Consider the following 20,136-nt stretch of genomic DNA (forward strand, 5'->3'; position numbering starts at 1 on the left):
ATTTTTACTGTAATACTAGAATTGCGCTTCTCAAAGTTCTCTTTACATTTTGACGGGTACTTCCATAATTGACCACGACTGCGTATGTTCCGACAGGAACAAACCTTCCATTTACAACACCATCCCAAATACAAAGTTCCCTCTCTCCGTTTATGTTTGAATTTTCGCAATAAAAAATCAATTCCCCCCACCTATTGTAGATAAACACTTCCAGTTCGTCTACAAATTCAGTTGGGAAAACCCTGAAATTTCTATCTGGATCACCCAATAGCACTGCATTTGGTATTCTAATATCGACTTCACAATTTTCTTCCACCTCAAACCTTGCATTAAATTGGCAACCCTGATCATCTGATACAATCAGTTCATATTGACCAGGAAGTACTGGAGTAAAGGTAGCTGTGGTGGCAATTTCTTCTCCTTCTAACAACCAAGAGTAGTTGGTATACTGTCCAGGATCAATTTCAAAAGTAACACCTTCAGGAGCACAAATTACATATTTTGATTCCAATACCGGAGGGACGATCGTGGATTGCCTTATTTCAATTTGGGCAGATCCGACCACACACCCATCCGAATTGGTCAACTCCACTTCAAACACCCCATTGAATAAAACCACGACATCCTGAAAACCTATCCAATTCTCCTGCAATACCCTTTGCCCATCGACAATTTCATACCATTCAATTAGGGAAACATCTGTCAAATCCGCCACTATAGAAATAATAGTAAATGGATCATCTGCGCAAAACGGTTCAGCAACCAGTTCCACATTGATTTCAGGAACAATGTCATCTACAACAAAAGAGATGGATTGATTTTCACACAAGGTTCCTGATCTTGGCTGGACTTCCAGGAAATACTCCCCAGTAGATCTTGGGAAGAACAAAGGGTTACGGCTGACTACCTGCCTATTAGCATCTAACCAAAATATAAAGACTTGATTCGGGTCTTCATTAGGACCTAAGACTGCCTCATAAAACACTCCAAGTTCACAATCGACCCGGGGACCTGTCAAACTAAAAACCGGAGGAGCGATTATAACTACATTGGTTTCTCTTTCCAAAGGACAATCAATACCATTTGGATCTTCACCACGAATAACGTAATTACCTGCTTCAGCCAAAGTGTAACTACCATCCAGATTTGCCTGAATGATATTCCCCGCACTATTCCTTACTGTAAAGACCAACTGATCCGGAGATTGAGGAGTAAAGGTAAATGAGCCACAGGCCTCAACGGTTGATGGCACTGAAAAATCTACAAAATTTACCTGATCAATTTCCATTAGCTGATCAAATGGCACTGAACAGCCATTTTCATCCTCAATATTAACGGCATAAATTCCAGCCTGAACATTCACAATTACCTCTTCCGCATTTGAAATGGATCCTAAAAAAACTGCTCCATCCCCTTGTCGGACAAGCTGATAGGATCCATTGACAGGCCCGCTGACAAATCTTATCACAATCTGCCCCTCCTGAACACCCTGCGCATCACAAGCTTCAGATACAGCAGTAACTTCATAACCATCTATTCCCTGAGAGGGATTAAGATTACGAATGGTAACAGATTGCACAAATTCACAATTGAATTCATTACGCATCTGTATTGTGTACAATCCTGGATCTAAATCGGTGAAGGCTGGAATGCTTTCACCTGCTGCCAATGGACCAAAGTTCAACCCTAATTCCAGCACTTCAAGACTTTGGACGGCAGTCAATGCAGTGACTACAAAACTTCCGTTGGGATTGACACAATCATCTGAATCAGCAAGGATTACTACTTCAACCTCGGGCAAGGGGAAAATGGTTAAAGGAGCAATTTTTTCAACAAAACAACCTTCAACCAAAGGATCTTCCGCAAAAAATATAATCTCATAATCCCCGGGAGACGGTAAAGTTGAAGGGATTAACTCCAACTCAAAGGCAGTTCCTAAAGAAACCCTGTTCGGTGAGCCAGCAGGTCTATAGAACCACTCTCCTGATATGGGCGTATTGGGAGAAAAGACAACCAGAGGTTCGTCAAAGCAAACTTCTTCGGCACTTTGGGTAATATCAAAATCAAATGCAGGTCCTACAAAAACAGATTTACTGGCCGGACAAACGTCAAATTCCTCAGGACTGAGACCGTCGGGCAGCCTAAATCTAACTGTAACTGTGTATATGCTTTCCTCCGAAACTTCAATAGTATTGCTATTTTCATCACCAATAAGCTGGCCGGCAGCATTTCTCCACTCAAAATCATACAATCCTTCGGCAGGATCGTATCCATCTATAGCTGTCAGCTGCACTGGACTTCCAACACATAATGTAAACTCATCCGGCAAGGTGATCTCCGGTGCATCCACTACTTCCACTTCTATTTCTTCTCTGAAATATTCAGGATCCCCACATCTGTCCACCCGAAGAGATACGGTATAAATACCTGCTCTTGGTAAAGCTTGCTCCAAATTTTGAAACTGCTCTCCTGCGCCTCCAAAATCAGCAATAATCACCTCTCCATCTTCATGGACAATTGTCCAGAAATAACTGTCAATATCAGGCTCACCTCCACCCTCAAACAAGGCAAGGGCACCAAATTCCGGGTCAAGACAGATTCTTTCCGGCCCTGCCAAAGCAGGCTCCGGAATACTGCTTCCTGACTGCTGTACAAATGCAGGCAACCCCAGATTCATGGAAGAACCAGGGACTAGGGAAATACCCTGCTCAGAATAAAAACTATCAATACAATTTACTCCTGGACTTATTGTTGTAATTTCATTGGCGCCAGGACGGGCAACATAAATCTGGCCATCCGGACCTACTTGCAAAGCCCCAAATGGTCCCGAGGTACTCAAAACATTTTTGGATGCCAAAATACAATTTTCCCTTTGTGCTCTTGTGCTGGCCGAATTGAAACAATCGAAACAAGAAAGGTTTGTATCAATATCCTCTCCTACCACAGCCGATTCGGGACGTTTGATGAAATACTCTTCAATTTTTCCAGGACTACCTGTAAATGAAACAAACACCCTACTTCCGTCATTGGAAAACTCAAGCCCATAAATTTCCTCACCCGTACAGCCCAAATCCAATAAAGCGTATTCCGTAAGCCTCCCAGTCCCTTGGTTAAAATTAAAAATTTCCAGTCTCGAACAATTTCCGTCTTGAATAGTAATTGCCACTTGGCTGCCATCCGGGCTGAACTTCATACTTCCAACACCGGTATTAAAACTATGATTAGATCCAACAGAGGAAAAAACAGGTTGCCCTATACCAAACTGGCTGACGGGATAAGCCCTAAAGGTATTGTTCCCCAATTCATGGAATAATACCCAAGTGGTATCACCGGACGCAAGAGCGGCTGAATGTTCGGTACTCGGACTGAAAAGAAAATTGTTTTTAGTCACCACACTTCCTACCCCGGTAGGGTTATCCGTTTTAATATCCACCACCGAGTAGCTTACACGGTTACTTCCATCAGCAGCTCTTTGAGTGGTAAATACATAGAAAATTGTCTGATTTTGAGGTACAGGAACAGCAATTACCCCCTCGGAAGCTTGATTGTTTCCTCCGATGTTATCCCCATTGTTCATCAGATCCCCATTGAGATCCCAGACCGACTCTCCATCCGTAAAAAACAAAACCTGTCCTGTTTCATCTGAAATGGTGGTAGTCCCGGCCGGAATATTTCGGTTATGACCAACCGGTCTTGGTACAGGACCATTGGGGTCATCTGGGTCAGGGTTAAAATCAAGGCCCGCCCCATTTCCAAAATACCATATATTATTACTTTGATCTGGAAGATCCCAGATTCTTACCCTGATTTCCGCATAAGCATAACATTCCGATCCTGGCTCCCTGACCAAAACCCAATAAAGCCCTGGCAGATCAACACAGTTGTTGGTATCGGTTACCCAACCTTCATCTCTTCTATTCGACCAGAAATACTCATAATTTCCACCTTGTCCACCTCCACCAATATTGGGGTTCTCCCCACCTTGGCCGCCTCCTTGCTGCACTTCAAGCAAAGACCCGATATCCACACAAGCCCCTTCACATACAGTAGTATCCTGAGCTCTAAAATTTGCCTGAAGGTTGTTTTCTGTCAGTTGAATGGTTTTTGGAACCGAAATGGTGTTACCGTCAGCAAAAGTTACAGTAAGTGTTACCTGAATACTTTGATTGGCGGTAGCCTCTTCCGGAATCAACAAGTGTTCCTGATTAAAATCAATATCAATTGGCTGACCGTCTTCATTGGTCAGGGGGGGATTAAAAGTCCATTCAAAACTTACCGGCCTGTAGTTTTCAGGAGTGATAATACTGGTCAATTGGACAGGGTTATTGCTACAAGGCAGATCCGGCTCCCATGTAAAGTCAACTGTAGGGTTGACATCCTGATTAGGCGCAAATTGTGGAAAAACCCGACCACAAAAATCTGTACCATTAAAAGGATCTTCTTCAATATCCAACTCATCCAGCACCGTTTCATCGGGGTTATTCACTCTACCTATAAGCTGCGGCCCGCCAACTGTCTCCTCATAGATGTAATACAATCTACCATCAGGACCAACTTTGATGTCGAAAATCCTATCAATAGTTCCTTCTAAAGGGAGTACTTCAGGTTCTGCATCCAGGTCATTAATAGGAACTCTGAGAAGTTCATTGCCTCTTGAAAAGTAAAGGAATTGTCCATCGGGCGAAAATGCAGCTCCTTCAATGGTGTCCGCCCCGCCTGATTGGGAAACAAAATTAAAGGCACCAAAAGAACCGGTGGAAGCATCAAAATCAAGCACGGCAATATCATCCCCGGCATTTTCCGGAATCAAAATCAGTTTCCCTGTGGACTCTTCAAATACAATAGCCTTAGGAGTAAAAGGAAATGAGATATTGCCACTTACAATAAAATCCCCTTGCGTCGGCTCAATTCTTCGCGACACCAATTCCCCACCTTCAAAACTTATAAGATAAGAAGGGGACTGTGGTGTTTTTACTACTAAAATAGCCCCAGAAGCTGATGTCCCTACAGGTTGATTGAGTGAAATCACTGCACCAAGAGGTGGTGCTATTCCTTGTGCACCTCCAGCAGCATTCATGTCCACTACGGAGTACAGAAGCTGACCATTTGGGGCAACATGAAAAATATAAAAAACCCTATCTCCATTGGGTTCATAATCCAAAGTACCGATAGCTACTGACTGTCTTTGATCAGTCTGACCATTTATTCCGTTGGGGGCACCTTGAATAATAAGATTATCGTAATTGTAAACTAAGACACCATTTGTAAAAAATAAAACTTGCCCAGTGATCGGATCTACTGCAATTGCGTTATTATCAACATTCCCGGTCTCTGACCCTACTAATATGGTCCCCGGTAAAGTCCGGACTATCGGATCTTCTCCCCTACCAAATGACAAAAAGCTGTTTTCCTGGCCGGATCCACAATAACCAAAAATCCATTGATTGTTATTAAATCCCTGAGCTGAGGCATTTTGCAGGGCCGAAAAACAAAATAACCCACTGAGCAAAAAGAAAAATAAATATATATTTATGTAATTTGTTGCCGTTTTCATATTTTACACCATAATCACTAAAACAACTAAAGGAGTTGATCGTTTAGTTTGATGTGTTCATTTTACCAATTAACGAATAAAAAGTTGCAAAGGTCTTATCTATATCGTCTTTTTTTGCTGGTCTTTGGCTTTTTTTTATTTTTTGATTCCAAAGCTCAAGATCCCCAATATAGTCAATATTACGCAGCCCCCTTGTATTTAAACCCTGCATTCGCTGGATCTGAAATGCTGCCTAGGGTAGGCTTTAATTACAGAAACCAATGGCCTGGTTTGGACGCTCAGTTTACAACATTTTCTGCTTATTTTGACACATTTTTGGATGATTATAACAGCGGAGTTGGGCTCTTGGTTATGAGCGATACAGAAGGTGCTGCCAAACTGAGGTCTTTTACACTGGCCGGCCTGTATTCTTATGAGTTAAGGTTAGGTGAAAGGGCATATTTTAGACCGGGAATCAGGGCAAGTTATATAAGGAGAGATATCGGCTTTTTTGAAAACTTGGTATTTGCCAACCAAATAGACAGGAACAATCCAACAGGCCCTTTACTGCCCGGATCGGATATTCCTGGACTTGGTGAACCGGTAAATTTACTTTCCCTTTCAGCAGGAGGTTTATTCTTCACGGATAAGTTTTGGTTTGGTGTGGCAGCAGACCATCTTAACCAACCCAATCAATCTTTTTTAGAGAACGGAATAAGTAATCTTCCCTACAAGCTTTCTTTTCACACGGGATATAAAATTTCTTTAGGGACAGGAGGCTATCGAAATGACTTTACCCACATGTTCAAAGAACGCTATATAGTACCTACCCTAAATTACAAAAGACAGGGTCCCTTTGAGCAGCTTGATGTGGGCGCGTACCTTTATGCAGAGCCTTTGATCATTGGACTTTGGTACAGGGGTTTACCTTACCGACCGGTAGAACAGCAGAGTAATCGCGATGCCATCGTCCTAATGGCAGGTGTCAATCTGATAAGCGGGGTGAGTGTGGGTTACAGCTTTGATTACACAGTTTCCAGACTTGGTATTCAGTCAGGAGGAGCCCATGAAATCAGCCTGTCATTTCTTCTGGCAGATAAAAACCAGAATAAAATCAGAAGCCGGGACACCATTCTACCTTGCCCTAAATTCTAATAATGATTTTCATGGACGCAGTTTGGATCAAATACCTATTGCTAGGTGTGCTTACAATTGGTTTTATTTTTGAAAAAATCCTAGGTTATTTGAACATCAAAAGAGAGGTACCACCTGTGCCTTCTACGCTGAAAGAGTATGTAGATAGAGAAAAACTTCTTAAATCTAAAGCATACCAAATTACCAATTACCGCTTTGGGCTCTTAACCTCTGTTTTTTCTTTCACCTTAACTTTTTGCTTTATCTATTTTGGATTCTTTGGCTGGGTGGATGATTGGTTAAGAAGCATGATTGAAAACCCCATATTGCTTTCCTTAATTTTCTTCGGCGTCATTTTTATAGGGTCAGATGTCATCTCCATTCCGTTTGATTATTATCAGACATTTGGAATCGAAGGAAAATATGGGTTCAATAAAACCACAAAAAAAACCTACATCAGTGACAAAGTAAAAGGTTACCTTTTATCCATTCTGATTGGGGGTGGTCTCTTGACGGTTCTACTTACTCTAATCAGCTACATGGGCAAAGATTTTTGGTGGCAATTTTGGTTGATCAGTGCGGCATTCATGGTTTTTGTCAACCTATTTTACACTGCCCTCATCCTACCCTTGTTCAACAAGCTTACCCCTTTGGAAGATGGGGAACTGAAGTCTAAAATCATCCATTATGCCCAAACAGTGGGTTTTCCTTTGGAAAATATTTTTGTTATTGATGGGAGCAAAAGATCTTCCAAAGCCAATGCGTTTTTTTCAGGGTTTGGAAAAAGAAAAAAAGTAGTCCTGTACGATACTTTGATCGAACAGCACACTCCTGATGAACTGGTAGCTGTTTTGGCACATGAGATCGGTCATTACAAAAAAAAGCACATCATCTGGGGAATGTTTGCATCGGTGGTCCAAGTGGGAGTTCTTCTCTATATCCTTTCTTTGTTTATTTTCAGTGAAAACATTAGCCTGGCCTTAGGAGGCAAACAAATGGCCATCCACCTCAATATCATTGGCTTTACCATGTTATTTTCTCCCATTTCTATGGTCCTGGGAATAGGAATGAATATTTTGAGTAGAAAAAATGAATTTGAAGCAGATGAATTTGCCAAAAATACTTTTGCAGGAAAGCCCTTGGCAGAAGCTTTAAAAACATTGTCTGTAAACACCCTCAGCAATATTAACCCACATCCCTGGTATGTTTTTGTAAATTATTCACACCCTCCCTTATTAGACAGGTTAAGCAAGCTGGAAGAACCGGTAGAAGCTTTAAGTGAAAAAACCGCTTAAAATTTAATTTGAAAAGATTAATCACACTGTTAACAAATAGTTGTTTTTCTTTCGCTTGATAGTCTTTAAATTATGGATTGTAATTTAAAAGCCAAATGGAAGACCTATCTCACTACCATCACCCTATCACTGATTTGTTTCCACAGCCCAAATCCAGGCAGGATTGGGACCAATACCGCCTAAGTAAAGAACAAATAGAATTTTTCAATGAGCAAGGGTATCTTAGCGGAATAAAGCTATTAGATGAAAAACAGATTGAAGTTCTAAAGAAAGAACTGGAGGAAGTAGCAGACCCCATGCATCCGCTGCATCACCTTTTTCATGAATTTCATTCTAATGAATCCACGGATCCCAACACAGTACTCTTTCATTCGCTAGGGCATTGGAGGATTTCAAAAGCATTCCATGATGTGATTTGGAATCCGGCATTTTTAATGGCTGCCCATCAATTACTGGGCGGAAAAGGTGTCCGTTTTTGGCATGACCAGCTTTTTTGTAAACCTGCCCACCACGGCGGTGTTGTCGCCTGGCATCAGGATTATTCCTATTGGACCAGAACAGTTAAAATGCAGCACCTCACCTGCTGGTGCGGTTTGGATGATGCTACTATTGAGAATGGTTGTATTTATTATGTTCCGGGAAGCCACAAGTGGGGATTACTCCAAAAACCCGCACTAGCTGGTCAAATGGAAGGATTGTTACAATTTTTGACCGAAGAACAAAAAGCAGCATTCAAGCCTGTCCCTGTCGAACTTAAAGCCGGTTATGCTACCTTTCATCATCCTTTGATGGTACACGGAAGTTACGAAAACAAGTCTAACCGAAGCAGAAGGGCTTTTGTATTGAATGTGTTTGCCGATGGCACTGTCTCAAACACGGATGAAGAATTATTGAAAGGAGTACCGATTATTACAAAAGGAAACAAAATGGAAGGTCAGTTTTTTCCCTTGCTTTTTTCTCCTAATTTGGCGTAAAAATAAACCCATATGTCCAAATTGATCGAAGCTACACAGGCGATATCTTTCAATAGAAAATCTTACGATGACCACACTTTATTAAAGCTATACGAATCCCTCTTAATGCCCCGCAGGATTGAGGAAAAAATGCTGATCCTGCTCCGTCAAGGAAAAATTTCGAAATGGTTCAGCGGATGGGGCCAAGAAGCCATCTCCATTGGCGCCGTGAATGCATTGGACAAAGATGAGTTTATTCTTCCCATGCACCGGAACCTGGGGATCTTTACCGGAAGGGACTTGCCTTTGGAAAGGCTCTTTGCCCAGTTCCAGGGAAAAAAATCCGGATTTACCAAAGGAAGGGACAGGTCCTTTCATTTTGGCAGTAAAGAACATCATATTGTAGGGATGATCTCTCATTTAGGCCCTCAAATGGCCATCGCAGATGGGATTGGACTAGCGCATAAACTTTCTAAGGAAAATAAAGTCACTTTGGTATTTTCAGGTGATGGAGCTAGTTCTGAGGGAGATTTTCACGAAGGACTGAATGTGGCCGCAGTATGGAAATTACCTGTGATTTTTGTAGTTGAACACAATGGCTATGGGCTTTCTACTCCAAGTGAAGAACAATTTGCCTTTAAGTATTTTACAGAAAAAGGCCCAGGTTACGGCATGGAGGCTGTCCGTATTGATGGGAACAATGTCCTGGAAGTTTATGACACTATCAAAAACCTAGCAGAAGATATCAGAATAAATCCAAGGCCTGTTTTAGTAGAGGCACTTACTTTTAGGATGAGAGGACATGAGGAGGCCTCCGGAACAAAATATGTTCCCAAAGAACTCATGGAAACATGGGCCCTAAAAGATCCAGTTGACAATTACGAAAAATACCTGGAGGAAATTGGGGTACTGACCCAAGAGCTTAAAGAAAAGATAAATAAGAAAATTAAAGCCTCTATCAATAAAGGACTTGATTTAGCTTTTGCAGAGGAGGTGATCACTCCTGATACCCAAGAAGAATTGGCAGATATTTATGCCCCTTTTCATCAGTCCATCATCTCTCCAAATAAGGAAAAATCCACAGAAAAAAGATTTGTGGATGCTATATCCGAGGGCTTAAAACAATCTATGGAAAAATACCCCAATCTGGTCCTTATGGGACAGGACATAGCAACTTATGGGGGTGTTTTCAAAGTAACAGAGGGTTTCATAGACCAGTTTGGAACTGAAAGGGTAAGGAATACTCCTTTATGTGAAAGTGCCATCATTGGTGCAGCATTAGGATTGTCCATCAAAGGCTATAAATCCATGGTAGAAATGCAGTTTGCTGATTTTGTAAGCTGTGGATTCAATCAGATCGTCAATAACCTTGCGAAAATTCATTACCGATGGGGACAAAATGCCGATGTGGTGGTCAGAATGCCCACGGGAGCCGGTGTAGCTGCGGGCCCTTTTCATTCCCAATCCAATGAAGCTTGGTTTTTTCATACTCCCGGATTAAAAATCGTCTATCCATCCAATCCTGCTGATGCGAAAGGATTACTCAATGCTGCCATTGAAGACCCAAATCCATATCTCTTTTTTGAACACAAAGCGCTTTACCGCTCGATTTCCGGGCAGGTTCCTGATGATTATTACACGATAGAAGTTGGGAAGGCAAAATTGGAAAAAGAGGGTGAAGCCGTAAGTATCATCACCTACGGCATGGGCGTACACTGGGCCATTAAAGTCACCGATGAGTTGGGAATCGATGCGGACATCTTGGACTTAAGAACTTTGCTTCCCTGGGACAAGGATGCAGTAAGAAAAACTGTGGAGAAAACAGGGAAAGTACTATTCCTTCAGGAAGACTGTCTGACCGGAGGAATTGGTGCTGAAATCGTTGCCTGGATTTCTGAACATTGTTTTGAGCTATTAGATGCCCCTGTCATGCGGGAAGGAAGTTTGGATACCCCTGTCCCATTCGCTCCAAGTCTTGAGAAAAACTTCCTTCCTTTAGATAGATTTCGTGAAAAATTAAAAAATCTGATCGCTTACTAAAAAAAGAGCCCCTGAAAAGCGCTTTCAGGGGCATGCAAGCAAAGAGTTGATTAATAATTTACGATACACAAAATTAACCAAAGTCAGAGGAAAATGAAAATACTGCAATGGATTTACACCCTTTATTCGGCCTTGATTTTCATAATTTTAATGTTGATTTTAGGCTTGTTTGTTGTAATTCCACTTATTGTAAGCCCAAAAGCAGGGAAAATTTCTTTTTTTTTCATCAGGCTATGGGCAAAAATCTGGTCTTTTCTATCTGGAATCCGCTATGAAATTCACGGGAAAGAGCATGTAAAGCCTGGTCAACCCTATATCTACATCTTCAATCACCGTTCTTTTATAGACGCCCCGGTGATACCAATCGCTATCCCCCAAGAAATTCGCGCTATTGGTAAAAAAGAATTGTCCAAAGTCCCATTTTTTGGATTCGTTGTATCAAGAGTGGCCGTTTGGGTGGACAGAAAAGATGCAGCTTCAAGGAAAGCCTCTGTAGAAAGGCTACTTAAAATCCTGGCCAATGGAATTTCAATAGTGGTAGCACCCGAAGGAACCAGGAATAATACGGACCAAACATTGCTTCCCTTTCAACGTGGTGCTTTTAGGATATCTATTGAAACAGGCATTCCGATCCTCCCTATGGCTGTTATTGGTGCTGATAAAATAATGAAGAGAGGCTCCATACTCCTCAAACCAGGTAAAGTCAGGGTATATTTCTCTGCTCCTATTGATCCTTCCCCCTTCCAGAAAAATGCCGATTATGAAGGTTTGTCGGAAAAATGCTACAATAGACTTGAAGCAATGATCCTTACTCATGAATAAAGAAAAGAGAAAAACCCATCCAGGATCTGAAATAATTTTGTAAATTAGAAATTATAAAAAACCATCAATCACCAAAAAACACAAAATCATGTTCATGAAAAAACTTAAATCAATCTTTGTCCTTTTGTTCGTGTTCGGGTTTCTAATGGGAACAACAATTACTTCCTGTGGAAATAAAAAGACTGAAGATCAAACAGAGCAAACTGAAGATGAACCAGCCGAAGAAGAACATCCCTCCGGTGAAGAACATCCAAGCGATGATTCTGAACATCCTTCAGGAGAGGAGCACCCAAGCGGAGGCGAGCATCCTTCTTCAAAAGATTAAAATTGAATATTATTAGAAATGAGGTTATATCCATAGTCAAATAAAAGGCTTCATATTAGGCCAATGAAATTGATTAAGATAGCTACCTGAATAAAAAAGAGGCTGTCTCTGATTTGAGACAGCCTCTTTTAGTTTATCCTATTGAAAGAAAATGTTGTTTTGGGATAAAGTATCTCCCCATTTTCTTCCATCAGTGGATAAGCGAGAAAATTGATTGGACCAGAATTTGGCATTGGTTCAGGCTTTAGATCTCTTCCTTTACTCAACTCTATGCGGTTAGCGGGATGTCTTCCAAAGTAATACGTAGCCAGCGCAGTATATTTGTTCCCTTCACTGATATCTACAGGCCACCACTTCCCTTCTGCATAAAATTCAGCCCAGCAATGATACCCATCTATGCCTCCTTCATTTCTTTCGGAAGGGATGGAAGCACCAATGGCAAATCTTGCTGGTATATCAATCGACCTTGCCAGTGAGATGAAAAAAGAATGAAACTCTGTACAATTTCCAGTTTTAGAATCACAGGCAAAATCTGCACTTCCTGTTCCATAAGTTCCAAATTTCATGTACCGCATATTGTCAATGATGTAATCGTACAATGCCCTTGCATGTACTAAAGCCCCATCATTTTCCTTCCCTTTGATCGCTTCTTGGGCTATTTCTTTAAATCTGCCTCCTACCGGAAGTAATAAATCCGGTTCCAAGTAACGTCTAAGATTCCCATCAGTTTCAGTATAAGGCACTTTTTCTTTCCTAATGACCTCATAAACTACCTCTATCTCTTGGCCGCTATGCGAAGTATTTAAATCTAAGACCAAAATAGTATTCCCAAACTCTTTTTCCTCCACCATAGATTGTTTACCCGGAGCCTTGATAGATTTGACCTGGACTTCTTGATAGTTATCAGACTTTGCTATCGGAATCCAGACCTTTGCCTTGGAAGAGATTTTAGGTAAGGTGGCCCTGTAAAAAAAATCGAATTTATCAGTGCCCTCCCTAACCCCAAGAAGGTCTTTAGACGACTCTTTTACCGGCACCCTTCTCCAGGTTTTATCTACCATTTGTTTCCAGGAATATCTTGGTTTTCCATTTAATTTATGAAGGGAGGTCTCGGTCACTTTCATATTGCCCGGTTCTCCTTCCAAAAAGAAATCGACATCATATACGTCCCCTTTTTCATCAGCCAGGTCGACACAGGCAAAATGACGGCTTGGACCTAAATTGGACAGGTATTCCGTATGTACCCGGACCAATTTTAATCTCAACTCCCTTTTCTCATCATTTACAAGGAAAAAGCCATCATTTCTGGCCTTTTCCTGCTCTATATAAGCTTTTATCCCTTCCTCAATTTCATCTATGGACACTTTATCCCTGACTTTATTGTCTTCTTCATTGGTATTGAATTCCTCTTTCCCACCGCCCCTTTGGCAGCTTACCTGCACCCCCGCAAAAAGGATTGTCAGGCAGAACAGTAACAAACATTTTAAATTCGGAAGGATTCTTATTTCTGATATTTTTATCATAGAAAGTTTACTAAATTGTGATGGTATCAAAGCCAAATAGACCTGTGCAAAATTAAACAGTACATCTTATCTGTGTCATATTCCGCATTTGGTGATTTAATGCACATTGGCAATTAAGAGGATATTGTAAATTAGCGGATTATCAAAACAATTACAACTTGAATCTTATGAAGCCTGTTCTTCTAATTTTATCCCTTTCTATCTTCTTCTATGCCTGTGGTCCGCAAAGCGGACAAAATGACAATAAAGTGGAGACCGTAAAGCCAAAAGGCCAAATTCAAAATGTGTCTTCCGCAAAATTTTATGAATTGATTCAATCAGACAATGGTATTGTACTTGATGTAAGGACATTGGGGGAATTTCAACAAGGACACCTACCCAATGCGCTTGTCATTGATATTTACCAAAGAGATTTTGAAGAAAAAATAAAATCCCTTCCAAAGGACAAAGAAATCTATGTGTATTGTACAGTGGGGGCAAGGAGTAGACAGGCTGCCGGTATCCTTCAAAAAAACGGTTTTGAGAAAGTATATAATTTGGAGGGGGGTATAATGGATTGGGCAAGAAACAGGTACCCTATCACTCAAAAATGAGAATAAAAAAACCGGATCACTTGCAGGTCCGGTTTTTTGAATTTATAGTTTTTTAATTCTGATATTTCTGAACCATACTTCATCGCCATGGTCCTGAAGGGCTATCTTTCCTTTTTGGAATTTACCAAAACCCGGCATATCCTTGAATTTGGAGTTGGCGACCATTTCATCCCATTCTTCAGTCCACATGGTGGTAGCTACCACCATTACACCATTAAGGTATAATTCCAGATTGCCATCCTTGGCAATTATTTCGGCCAGATTCCATTCCCCAACAGGCTTTACCGTTTCTTCACTGGATTCAATCAAATCATAAAGATCACCAGCTCTGTGGGTCCTGATTTTGGCATCCGGATGCCCATCATTGTCCAATACCTGCATTTCGGGTCCGGTCATCCAAGGATAAGCGTATTCAGGTGATTCATGGACAAAAAACATGATTCCTGAATTACCGTTCTTTGCGATTTTCCATTCCACCTGAAAGTGAAAGTCACCAAACTCCTCATTGGTAACAACGTCCCCGCCGTCGCCCGCCTGCCATTCATCTTTATTAGAGGCATCCAAATAGATCGCTCCATCCTGAATTTTCCAGGCAGCTCCCACAGGTCCACCTCCGTATTTGGACCAACCTTGGAATGACTCTCCATCAAAAAGGCTTATCCATTCACTTTGAGGGACTTCAACTGCTGCTGCTTCAACGACTTTATCTTGATTTCCTCCACAAGCGTAAAGCATTGCGGAACCTACTATTAGGTTTAAAACAGTTTTCTTAAACATTATTTTTTAAGCAAAAGCACATACTTTACAATAGTTTCCACATCTTCTTTAGCCAAATGGGGATGGGCAGGCATGGGAACTTCACCCCAATTGCCTACAAAACCATTGATGACATGTTCGGTAAGCATCTTCACATTTTCTTCCGTATTATCATACTTGGCCGCTACATCAGCATAAGATGGACCTACAATCTTCCTTTCGACCATATGACAGGCGGTACAGCCTGATTCTTTGGCCTTCGCCGAACCAGCAATAAATACCGGATCGTCTTTGTATTTATCTTCCAAGCTCACAGGTGCGGATGCGGCTGGGGCTGATGGAGCACTTGAACTACTTGATTCTGAGGAACTCGATCCCCCACCGCCACAGGAATAGGCAATTAATGACAATAGTATTACTCCTGCTGACAAAGATTTATTAAGCTTCATAATTATATAGGTTGATGGTAATTTTAAATTCCTAAAATCTTTTTATTGAAGGCCTCATCGGCTCCAGCGGCAGCAAAATCATCAAAGGCTTTTTCGGTTACCCTGATGATATGATCTGCAATAAACTGGGCTCCTTCAATGGCACCTTGTTCTGGATGTTTGATAGCACATTCCCATTCCAATACAGCCCACCCTGAATAATCATATTGGGAAAGTTTGCTAAATATACCACTAAAATCAACTTGGCCATCTCCCAAAGACCTGAATCTTCCAGCTCTTTCTACCCAACTCTGATATCCTCCATAAACACCTTGTTTCCCTGTCGGATTGAATTCTGCATCTTTGACATGGAACATTTTGATTCTTTCATGATAGAAATCAATGAATTGAAGATAATCCAAACACTGTAATACAAAATGGCTTGGATCATACAGAATATTGGCTCTCTTATGGTTGTTAACTTTTTCCAAAAACATCTCAAAAGTAATCCCATCATGAAGGTCTTCACCGGGATGGAGCTCGTAGCAAACGTCTATCCCATATTCTTCAAAGGTATCCAATATGGGCAACCATCTTTTTGCTAATTCTGTGAATCCTGTATTGACCAAACCGGCAGGTCTTTGAGGCCAGGGATAGACTGTATGCCACATCAGTGCACCGGAAAATGTAGCATGGGCATTCAAACCCAAGTTGGCAGATGCTTTGGCTGCATATTTCAGCTGCTGTGTAGCCCAAGCTGATTTTCCCTTCAGGTCTCCTGCAAGGTTGGCAGGTGCAAAGGCATCAAACAATTCATTATAAGCAGGATGGACAGCCACCAATTGTCCTTGCAAATGGGTAGAAAGTTCGGTAATCTCTAACCCCGCTTCATTTACGATTCCTTTAATTTCATCAGCATAAGTCTTACTTTCTGCGGCTTTTTGAAGGTCGATCATTCTTCCGTCCCAGGAAGGAATCTGCACCCCTTTGTAACCTACATTGGCCATCCATTCACAGATGTTTTTAAGATTATTGAATGGCGCCACATCATCGGCAAATTGGGCTAGAAATATTGCGGGTCCTTTTATGGTTTTCATAGGTTTTATGTTATGTGTAAAATAAAAGATTTCAAATTTCCTTAATCTTATCCAACAAATGGGGATCAGTACTCAACAACAAATGGAGTCCATTTTTGATCAGAAGCCGAGCTCGCTAATACATGTTCAATAAATGCCATCCCTCTAATGCCGTCTTCAGCTCCTGGGAAGTCCCTCCATTCTGCTTTTGGTTCCTCACCTTTGCGCTGTGCATATATGCACCGTGCAAAATTCCTGTAAATATTTGCAAAAGCCTCGATGTAACCTTCAGGGTGACCGGCAGGTGTCCTGGTGTTTTCATTGGCCAGGGAACCCAAATATCCTGTTCCTGCCCGGTAAATTTCAGCAGGTTTCCCCGGCCATTTGGCGATAAGTGAATTGTTATCCTCTTGCTCCCATTCAAGGCCGCCTTTTTCCCCATACACCCGTATTTTTAGGTTATTTTCACATCCCGCATCAATTTGGGAAGCAGTGAGGATCCCGGAAGCATTATTTTCAAAACGCATCAAAACAGCGCCATCATCATCTATAGGCCTACCTTTTACCTTAATATCCAAATCTGCGCAGATTTTGGCCACCTTGATTCCGGTAACATATTCCGCCAGATTGAAGGCATGTGTTCCTATATCCCCAAAGCAGCCTGCTTTTCCGTTTCTGGCCGGATCTGTCCTCCATTCTGCCTGTTTGTTGTTCTCATGTTCTAAAAGCTTGTAAAGCCAGCCCTGAGGATATTCCACATATACTTTTCTGATTTCCCCTATAGCACCATTCGCTATCATTTGTTTCATTTGCTTTACCATGGGATAACCGGTATAAGTATGGGTCAGGCAAAACAGTTTATCACTTTTTTGAATGATTTTATATAACTCCTTAGCCTCCTCATACGTCAGCGTCATGGGCTTATCCAGGACTACATGAAATCCATTTTCCAGCGCCTTTTTGGTTGGATCAAAATGGACATTATTTGGAGTCACGATGCTGATAATATCTATTCTCTCAGATTCGGGAAGGGCCAACTCTTTTTCTATCATTTCGGTGTACGAGGAATACACCCTTGATGGGTCCAACATCAATTCTTCCCCAGCTTGCCTGGATTTTTCAGGGTTACTGCTGAACGCTCCTGCAGCAAGTTCAATTAATCCATCCATCAAGGCAGCGTTCCTATGAATAGCGCCAATAAAAGCACCAGGACCGCCTCCTACCATACCCATTTTGAGTTTCTTTTGAGCTGTCATTGTTAATTGAGGTTTAAAGGTTTATTTTTTAAACTTATTCTATTGTCAATTCTACCGAAAGTTAATCCATGATTTCAATTCGCTTAAATCTAAGCCAAAATAAATGACCAACTGCTTTAAGATGTTATGAATGGTCAAGAACATCGAAACTGGCCATTTGGTGATCAAACATGCCATTCTGCGAAAATAAAATTAAGCTAAAAAACCTGAATTTTAAATAGAAATTTGATAGTTTACGTTCTCAAAAATTGAATTATTGCCTAATAATTGATTCCCATGAGCTTAACTCTTAGAGTAAAACTGTCATTCATGATGTTCCTTGAATTTTTTATTTGGGGTTCTTGGTATGTTACAATGGGCACTTTTTTGGGCATGAACCTACAGGCATCCGGGACCCAGATCGGCAATGCATTTTCGACACAATCCTTTGGGGCCATCATTGCTCCTTTTATCATTGGGCTGATAGCTGACAAATATTTCAATGCAGAAAAAATCCTTGGAGCTTTGCATATCCTTGGGGCTGTTGCACTTTTTATGGCCTATCAGTCAACATCCTTCCAAGAATTCTATCCCTTTATTTTTCTTTACATGGTGCTCTATATGCCTACCCTGGCTTTGGTGAATTCAGTTTCATTTAGACAAATGAAAGACCCTGAGAAGGAATTTTCGCCAATCAGGGTCTGGGGGACCATAGGTTGGATTACCTCGGGCTTGACCATCAGCTATATCTTTTTTTGGGATTCAGTGGACAACATGAATGCCGGTATGTTGAAATACACCTTTCTCATGGCCTCCATAGCCTCCATTATTCTGGGGCTTTTCAGCTTTACCCTTCCTAAAACTCCCCCAAAAGCTACAAGAGGACAAAAAGTAAAGCTATCAAATATCTTGGGACTGGATGCGATCGGATTGTTGAAAGATAAAAATTACGCAGTTTTCTTTCTCTCTTCCATTTTGATATGTATCCCTTTGGCCTTTTATTACCAAAACGCCAATCCTTTTTTAGCGGAAATAGGTGTTTCGGATCCTACCGGGAAAATGACCATTGGGCAGGTTTCTGAGGCCTTATTCCTGCTTTTACTCCCTGTTTTTTTCAAACGCTTCGGATTTAAAAAAACCCTGATGGTGGGAATGATGGCCTGGGTGGTCCGATATGCCCTTTTTTCCATTGGAGATGCAGGCTCCGGAATTTACCTCCTCCTCATCGGAATTGCCCTACATGGAATTTGTTATGATTTCTTTTTTGTTTCGGGTCAAATCTACACCGACTCTAAAGCAGGAGAGAAATTTCAGTCTTCAGCGCAAGGCCTGATCACATTGGCAACTTATGGTGTCGGGATGCTCATTGGCTTTGCTATTGCCGGACAAGTCACTGATTTATATAAACTTCAAGATGGTACACATGATTGGAACACCATCTGGATGATTCCCTCAGGTATTGCTATATTAGTAGTATTAATCTTCGCTGTAGCCTTCAAAAATGAATCTGTCAGTAAAGAAACCCAAAACAAACCTATTGAAAAATGAAACAAAACAGCAGAAGAAAGAGCTTAAAAAAGCTCCTTTTGGGGACGGCCGCTGTGGGTAGCCTCCCTTATCTGGAAGCAAAAGCCACTCAAGAAAACGGACCATTGAAAGGGAACATAAACCATGCAGTTTGTCATTGGCCTTTTAACCCTATGACCTTGGAAGAGCTTTGTATCGGGATCAAAAAGATAGGATTCAATGCCATAGATCTGGTAGGACCCAACAATTGGCATATCCTACAAAAACATGGTGTCGAATGTTCCATGTGCAATGGTGCAGACCTTGGGATAGTTCAGGGTTTCAATGACCCCCAATACCATGATAAATTAGTACAGGGTTATGAAGAGGTAATCCCTCTAATGGCCAAAGCCGGATACAAAAACATTATCGCATTCAGTGGAAACAGAAAAGGAATGGATGATGAGACCGGACTTAAAAACTGCGCGGTGGGACTTAAAAAAATTATGGGCATTGCAGAAAAGCACGGCGTCACGGTAATCATGGAACTGCTCAACAGTAAGGTAGACCATCCTGACTACATGTGCGATAAAAGCGCATGGGGCATAGAATTATGCAAAATGGTAGGGTCAGACAACCTCAAATTACTTTATGACATCTACCATATGCAGATCATGGAAGGTGACCTGATCAGAACCATTAAGAGAGACCACCAATATTTTGGGCATTACCATACCGCTGGAAATCCCGGCAGAAATGAGATAGACGAAACCCAGGAAATCAACTACCCTGCAGTGGTAAGGGCAATTTTGGATACCGGATTCAAGGGCTATTTATGCCAGGAATTTGTTCCAAAATCCAAAGATAAAATGGCCGCCTTGGAACAGGCTATTAAAATATGCGACCTTTAATTAATC

At 41.4% G+C, this 20,136-nt stretch carries 15 protein-coding genes; 9 read left to right on the top strand and 6 right to left on the bottom strand.

Going from position 1 to position 20,136, the window contains the following annotated elements:
- Positions 1-4: 4 nt before the first annotated feature.
- Positions 5-5,554 (bottom strand): T9SS type B sorting domain-containing protein, encoded by a 5,550-nt coding sequence (locus tag BC751_RS21540; protein ID WP_130277410.1) that lies wholly within the window; start codon positions 5,552-5,554, stop codon positions 5-7.
- 84 nt (positions 5,555-5,638) lie between these two features.
- On the opposite strand from BC751_RS21540, the gene BC751_RS21545 reads away from it, so the two are divergent.
- The 6 genes from BC751_RS21545 (at position 5,639) to BC751_RS21570 (ending at position 12,102) form a co-directional block, all read left to right on the top strand.
- On the top strand, positions 5,639-6,688 hold the full coding sequence (locus BC751_RS21545; protein ID WP_130277411.1) for a PorP/SprF family type IX secretion system membrane protein: 1,050 nt from the start codon (positions 5,639-5,641) through the stop codon (positions 6,686-6,688).
- Positions 6,689-6,699: 11 nt separating this feature from the next.
- The gene (locus BC751_RS21550) at positions 6,700-7,962 is read left to right on the top strand and encodes a M48 family metallopeptidase (RefSeq protein ID WP_130277412.1); all 1,263 of its coding nucleotides are present in this window, start codon (positions 6,700-6,702) and stop codon (positions 7,960-7,962) included.
- A gap of 95 nt (positions 7,963-8,057) precedes the next feature.
- Positions 8,058-8,936, top strand: a complete 879-nt coding sequence (locus tag BC751_RS21555; protein ID WP_130277413.1) for a phytanoyl-CoA dioxygenase family protein — start codon at positions 8,058-8,060, stop codon at positions 8,934-8,936.
- Between the two features lie 12 nt (positions 8,937-8,948).
- Complete coding sequence (locus tag BC751_RS21560) at positions 8,949-10,955, top strand: alpha-ketoacid dehydrogenase subunit alpha/beta (RefSeq protein WP_130277414.1); 2,007 nt, start codon at positions 8,949-8,951, stop codon at positions 10,953-10,955.
- Between the two features lie 93 nt (positions 10,956-11,048).
- Positions 11,049-11,777: a lysophospholipid acyltransferase family protein gene (locus tag BC751_RS21565; protein ID WP_130277415.1), complete on the top strand. Its 729-nt coding sequence runs from the start codon at positions 11,049-11,051 to the stop codon at positions 11,775-11,777.
- 94 nt (positions 11,778-11,871) lie between these two features.
- Positions 11,872-12,102, top strand: a complete 231-nt coding sequence (locus BC751_RS21570; protein ID WP_207226936.1) for a hypothetical protein — start codon at positions 11,872-11,874, stop codon at positions 12,100-12,102.
- Positions 12,103-12,230: 128 nt separating this feature from the next.
- Here the strand turns inward: BC751_RS21570 and BC751_RS21575 are convergent, their stop codons facing one another.
- Positions 12,231-13,625, bottom strand: a complete 1,395-nt coding sequence (locus tag BC751_RS21575; RefSeq protein WP_130277417.1) for a transglutaminase-like domain-containing protein — start codon at positions 13,623-13,625, stop codon at positions 12,231-12,233.
- 167 nt (positions 13,626-13,792) lie between these two features.
- Between BC751_RS21575 and BC751_RS21580 the strand changes: the two genes are divergently transcribed.
- The gene (locus tag BC751_RS21580) at positions 13,793-14,218 is read left to right on the top strand and encodes a rhodanese-like domain-containing protein (RefSeq protein ID WP_130277418.1); all 426 of its coding nucleotides are present in this window, start codon (positions 13,793-13,795) and stop codon (positions 14,216-14,218) included.
- A 42-nt stretch (positions 14,219-14,260) separates the two neighbouring features.
- Here the strand turns inward: BC751_RS21580 and BC751_RS21585 are convergent, their stop codons facing one another.
- The 4 genes from BC751_RS21585 to BC751_RS21600 form a co-directional block, all read right to left on the bottom strand.
- Positions 14,261-14,995, bottom strand: coding sequence for a 3-keto-disaccharide hydrolase (locus BC751_RS21585; RefSeq protein WP_130277419.1), 735 nt, complete (start codon positions 14,993-14,995; stop codon positions 14,261-14,263).
- On the bottom strand, positions 14,995-15,423 hold the full coding sequence (locus BC751_RS21590) for a c-type cytochrome (protein WP_130277420.1): 429 nt from the start codon (positions 15,421-15,423) through the stop codon (positions 14,995-14,997). Before BC751_RS21590 ends, BC751_RS21585 begins: the two co-directional genes overlap by 1 nt.
- 23 nt (positions 15,424-15,446) lie before the next feature.
- Positions 15,447-16,499, bottom strand: a complete 1,053-nt coding sequence (locus BC751_RS21595; protein WP_130277421.1) for a sugar phosphate isomerase/epimerase family protein — start codon at positions 16,497-16,499, stop codon at positions 15,447-15,449.
- 65 nt (positions 16,500-16,564) lie between these two features.
- Positions 16,565-17,734 carry a Gfo/Idh/MocA family protein gene (locus BC751_RS21600; protein WP_130277422.1) on the bottom strand — a complete coding sequence of 390 codons (1,170 nt, stop codon included), beginning with the start codon at positions 17,732-17,734 and terminating at the stop codon, positions 16,565-16,567.
- Positions 17,735-18,010: 276 nt separating this feature from the next.
- Between BC751_RS21600 and BC751_RS21605 the strand changes: the two genes are divergently transcribed.
- Both BC751_RS21605 and BC751_RS21610 read left to right on the top strand, forming a co-directional pair.
- Complete coding sequence (locus tag BC751_RS21605) at positions 18,011-19,261, top strand: nucleoside permease (protein WP_130277423.1); 1,251 nt, start codon at positions 18,011-18,013, stop codon at positions 19,259-19,261.
- Entirely contained in the window at positions 19,258-20,130 is an 873-nt protein-coding gene (locus BC751_RS21610; protein WP_130277424.1) for a hydroxypyruvate isomerase family protein, read from the top strand. Before BC751_RS21605 ends, BC751_RS21610 begins: the two co-directional genes overlap by 4 nt.
- The last annotated feature ends 6 nt before the right edge of the window (positions 20,131-20,136 follow it).

The organism is Cecembia calidifontis (genome assembly GCF_004216715.1).
GTDB classification, from domain to species: domain Bacteria; phylum Bacteroidota; class Bacteroidia; order Cytophagales; family Cyclobacteriaceae; genus Cecembia_A; species Cecembia_A calidifontis.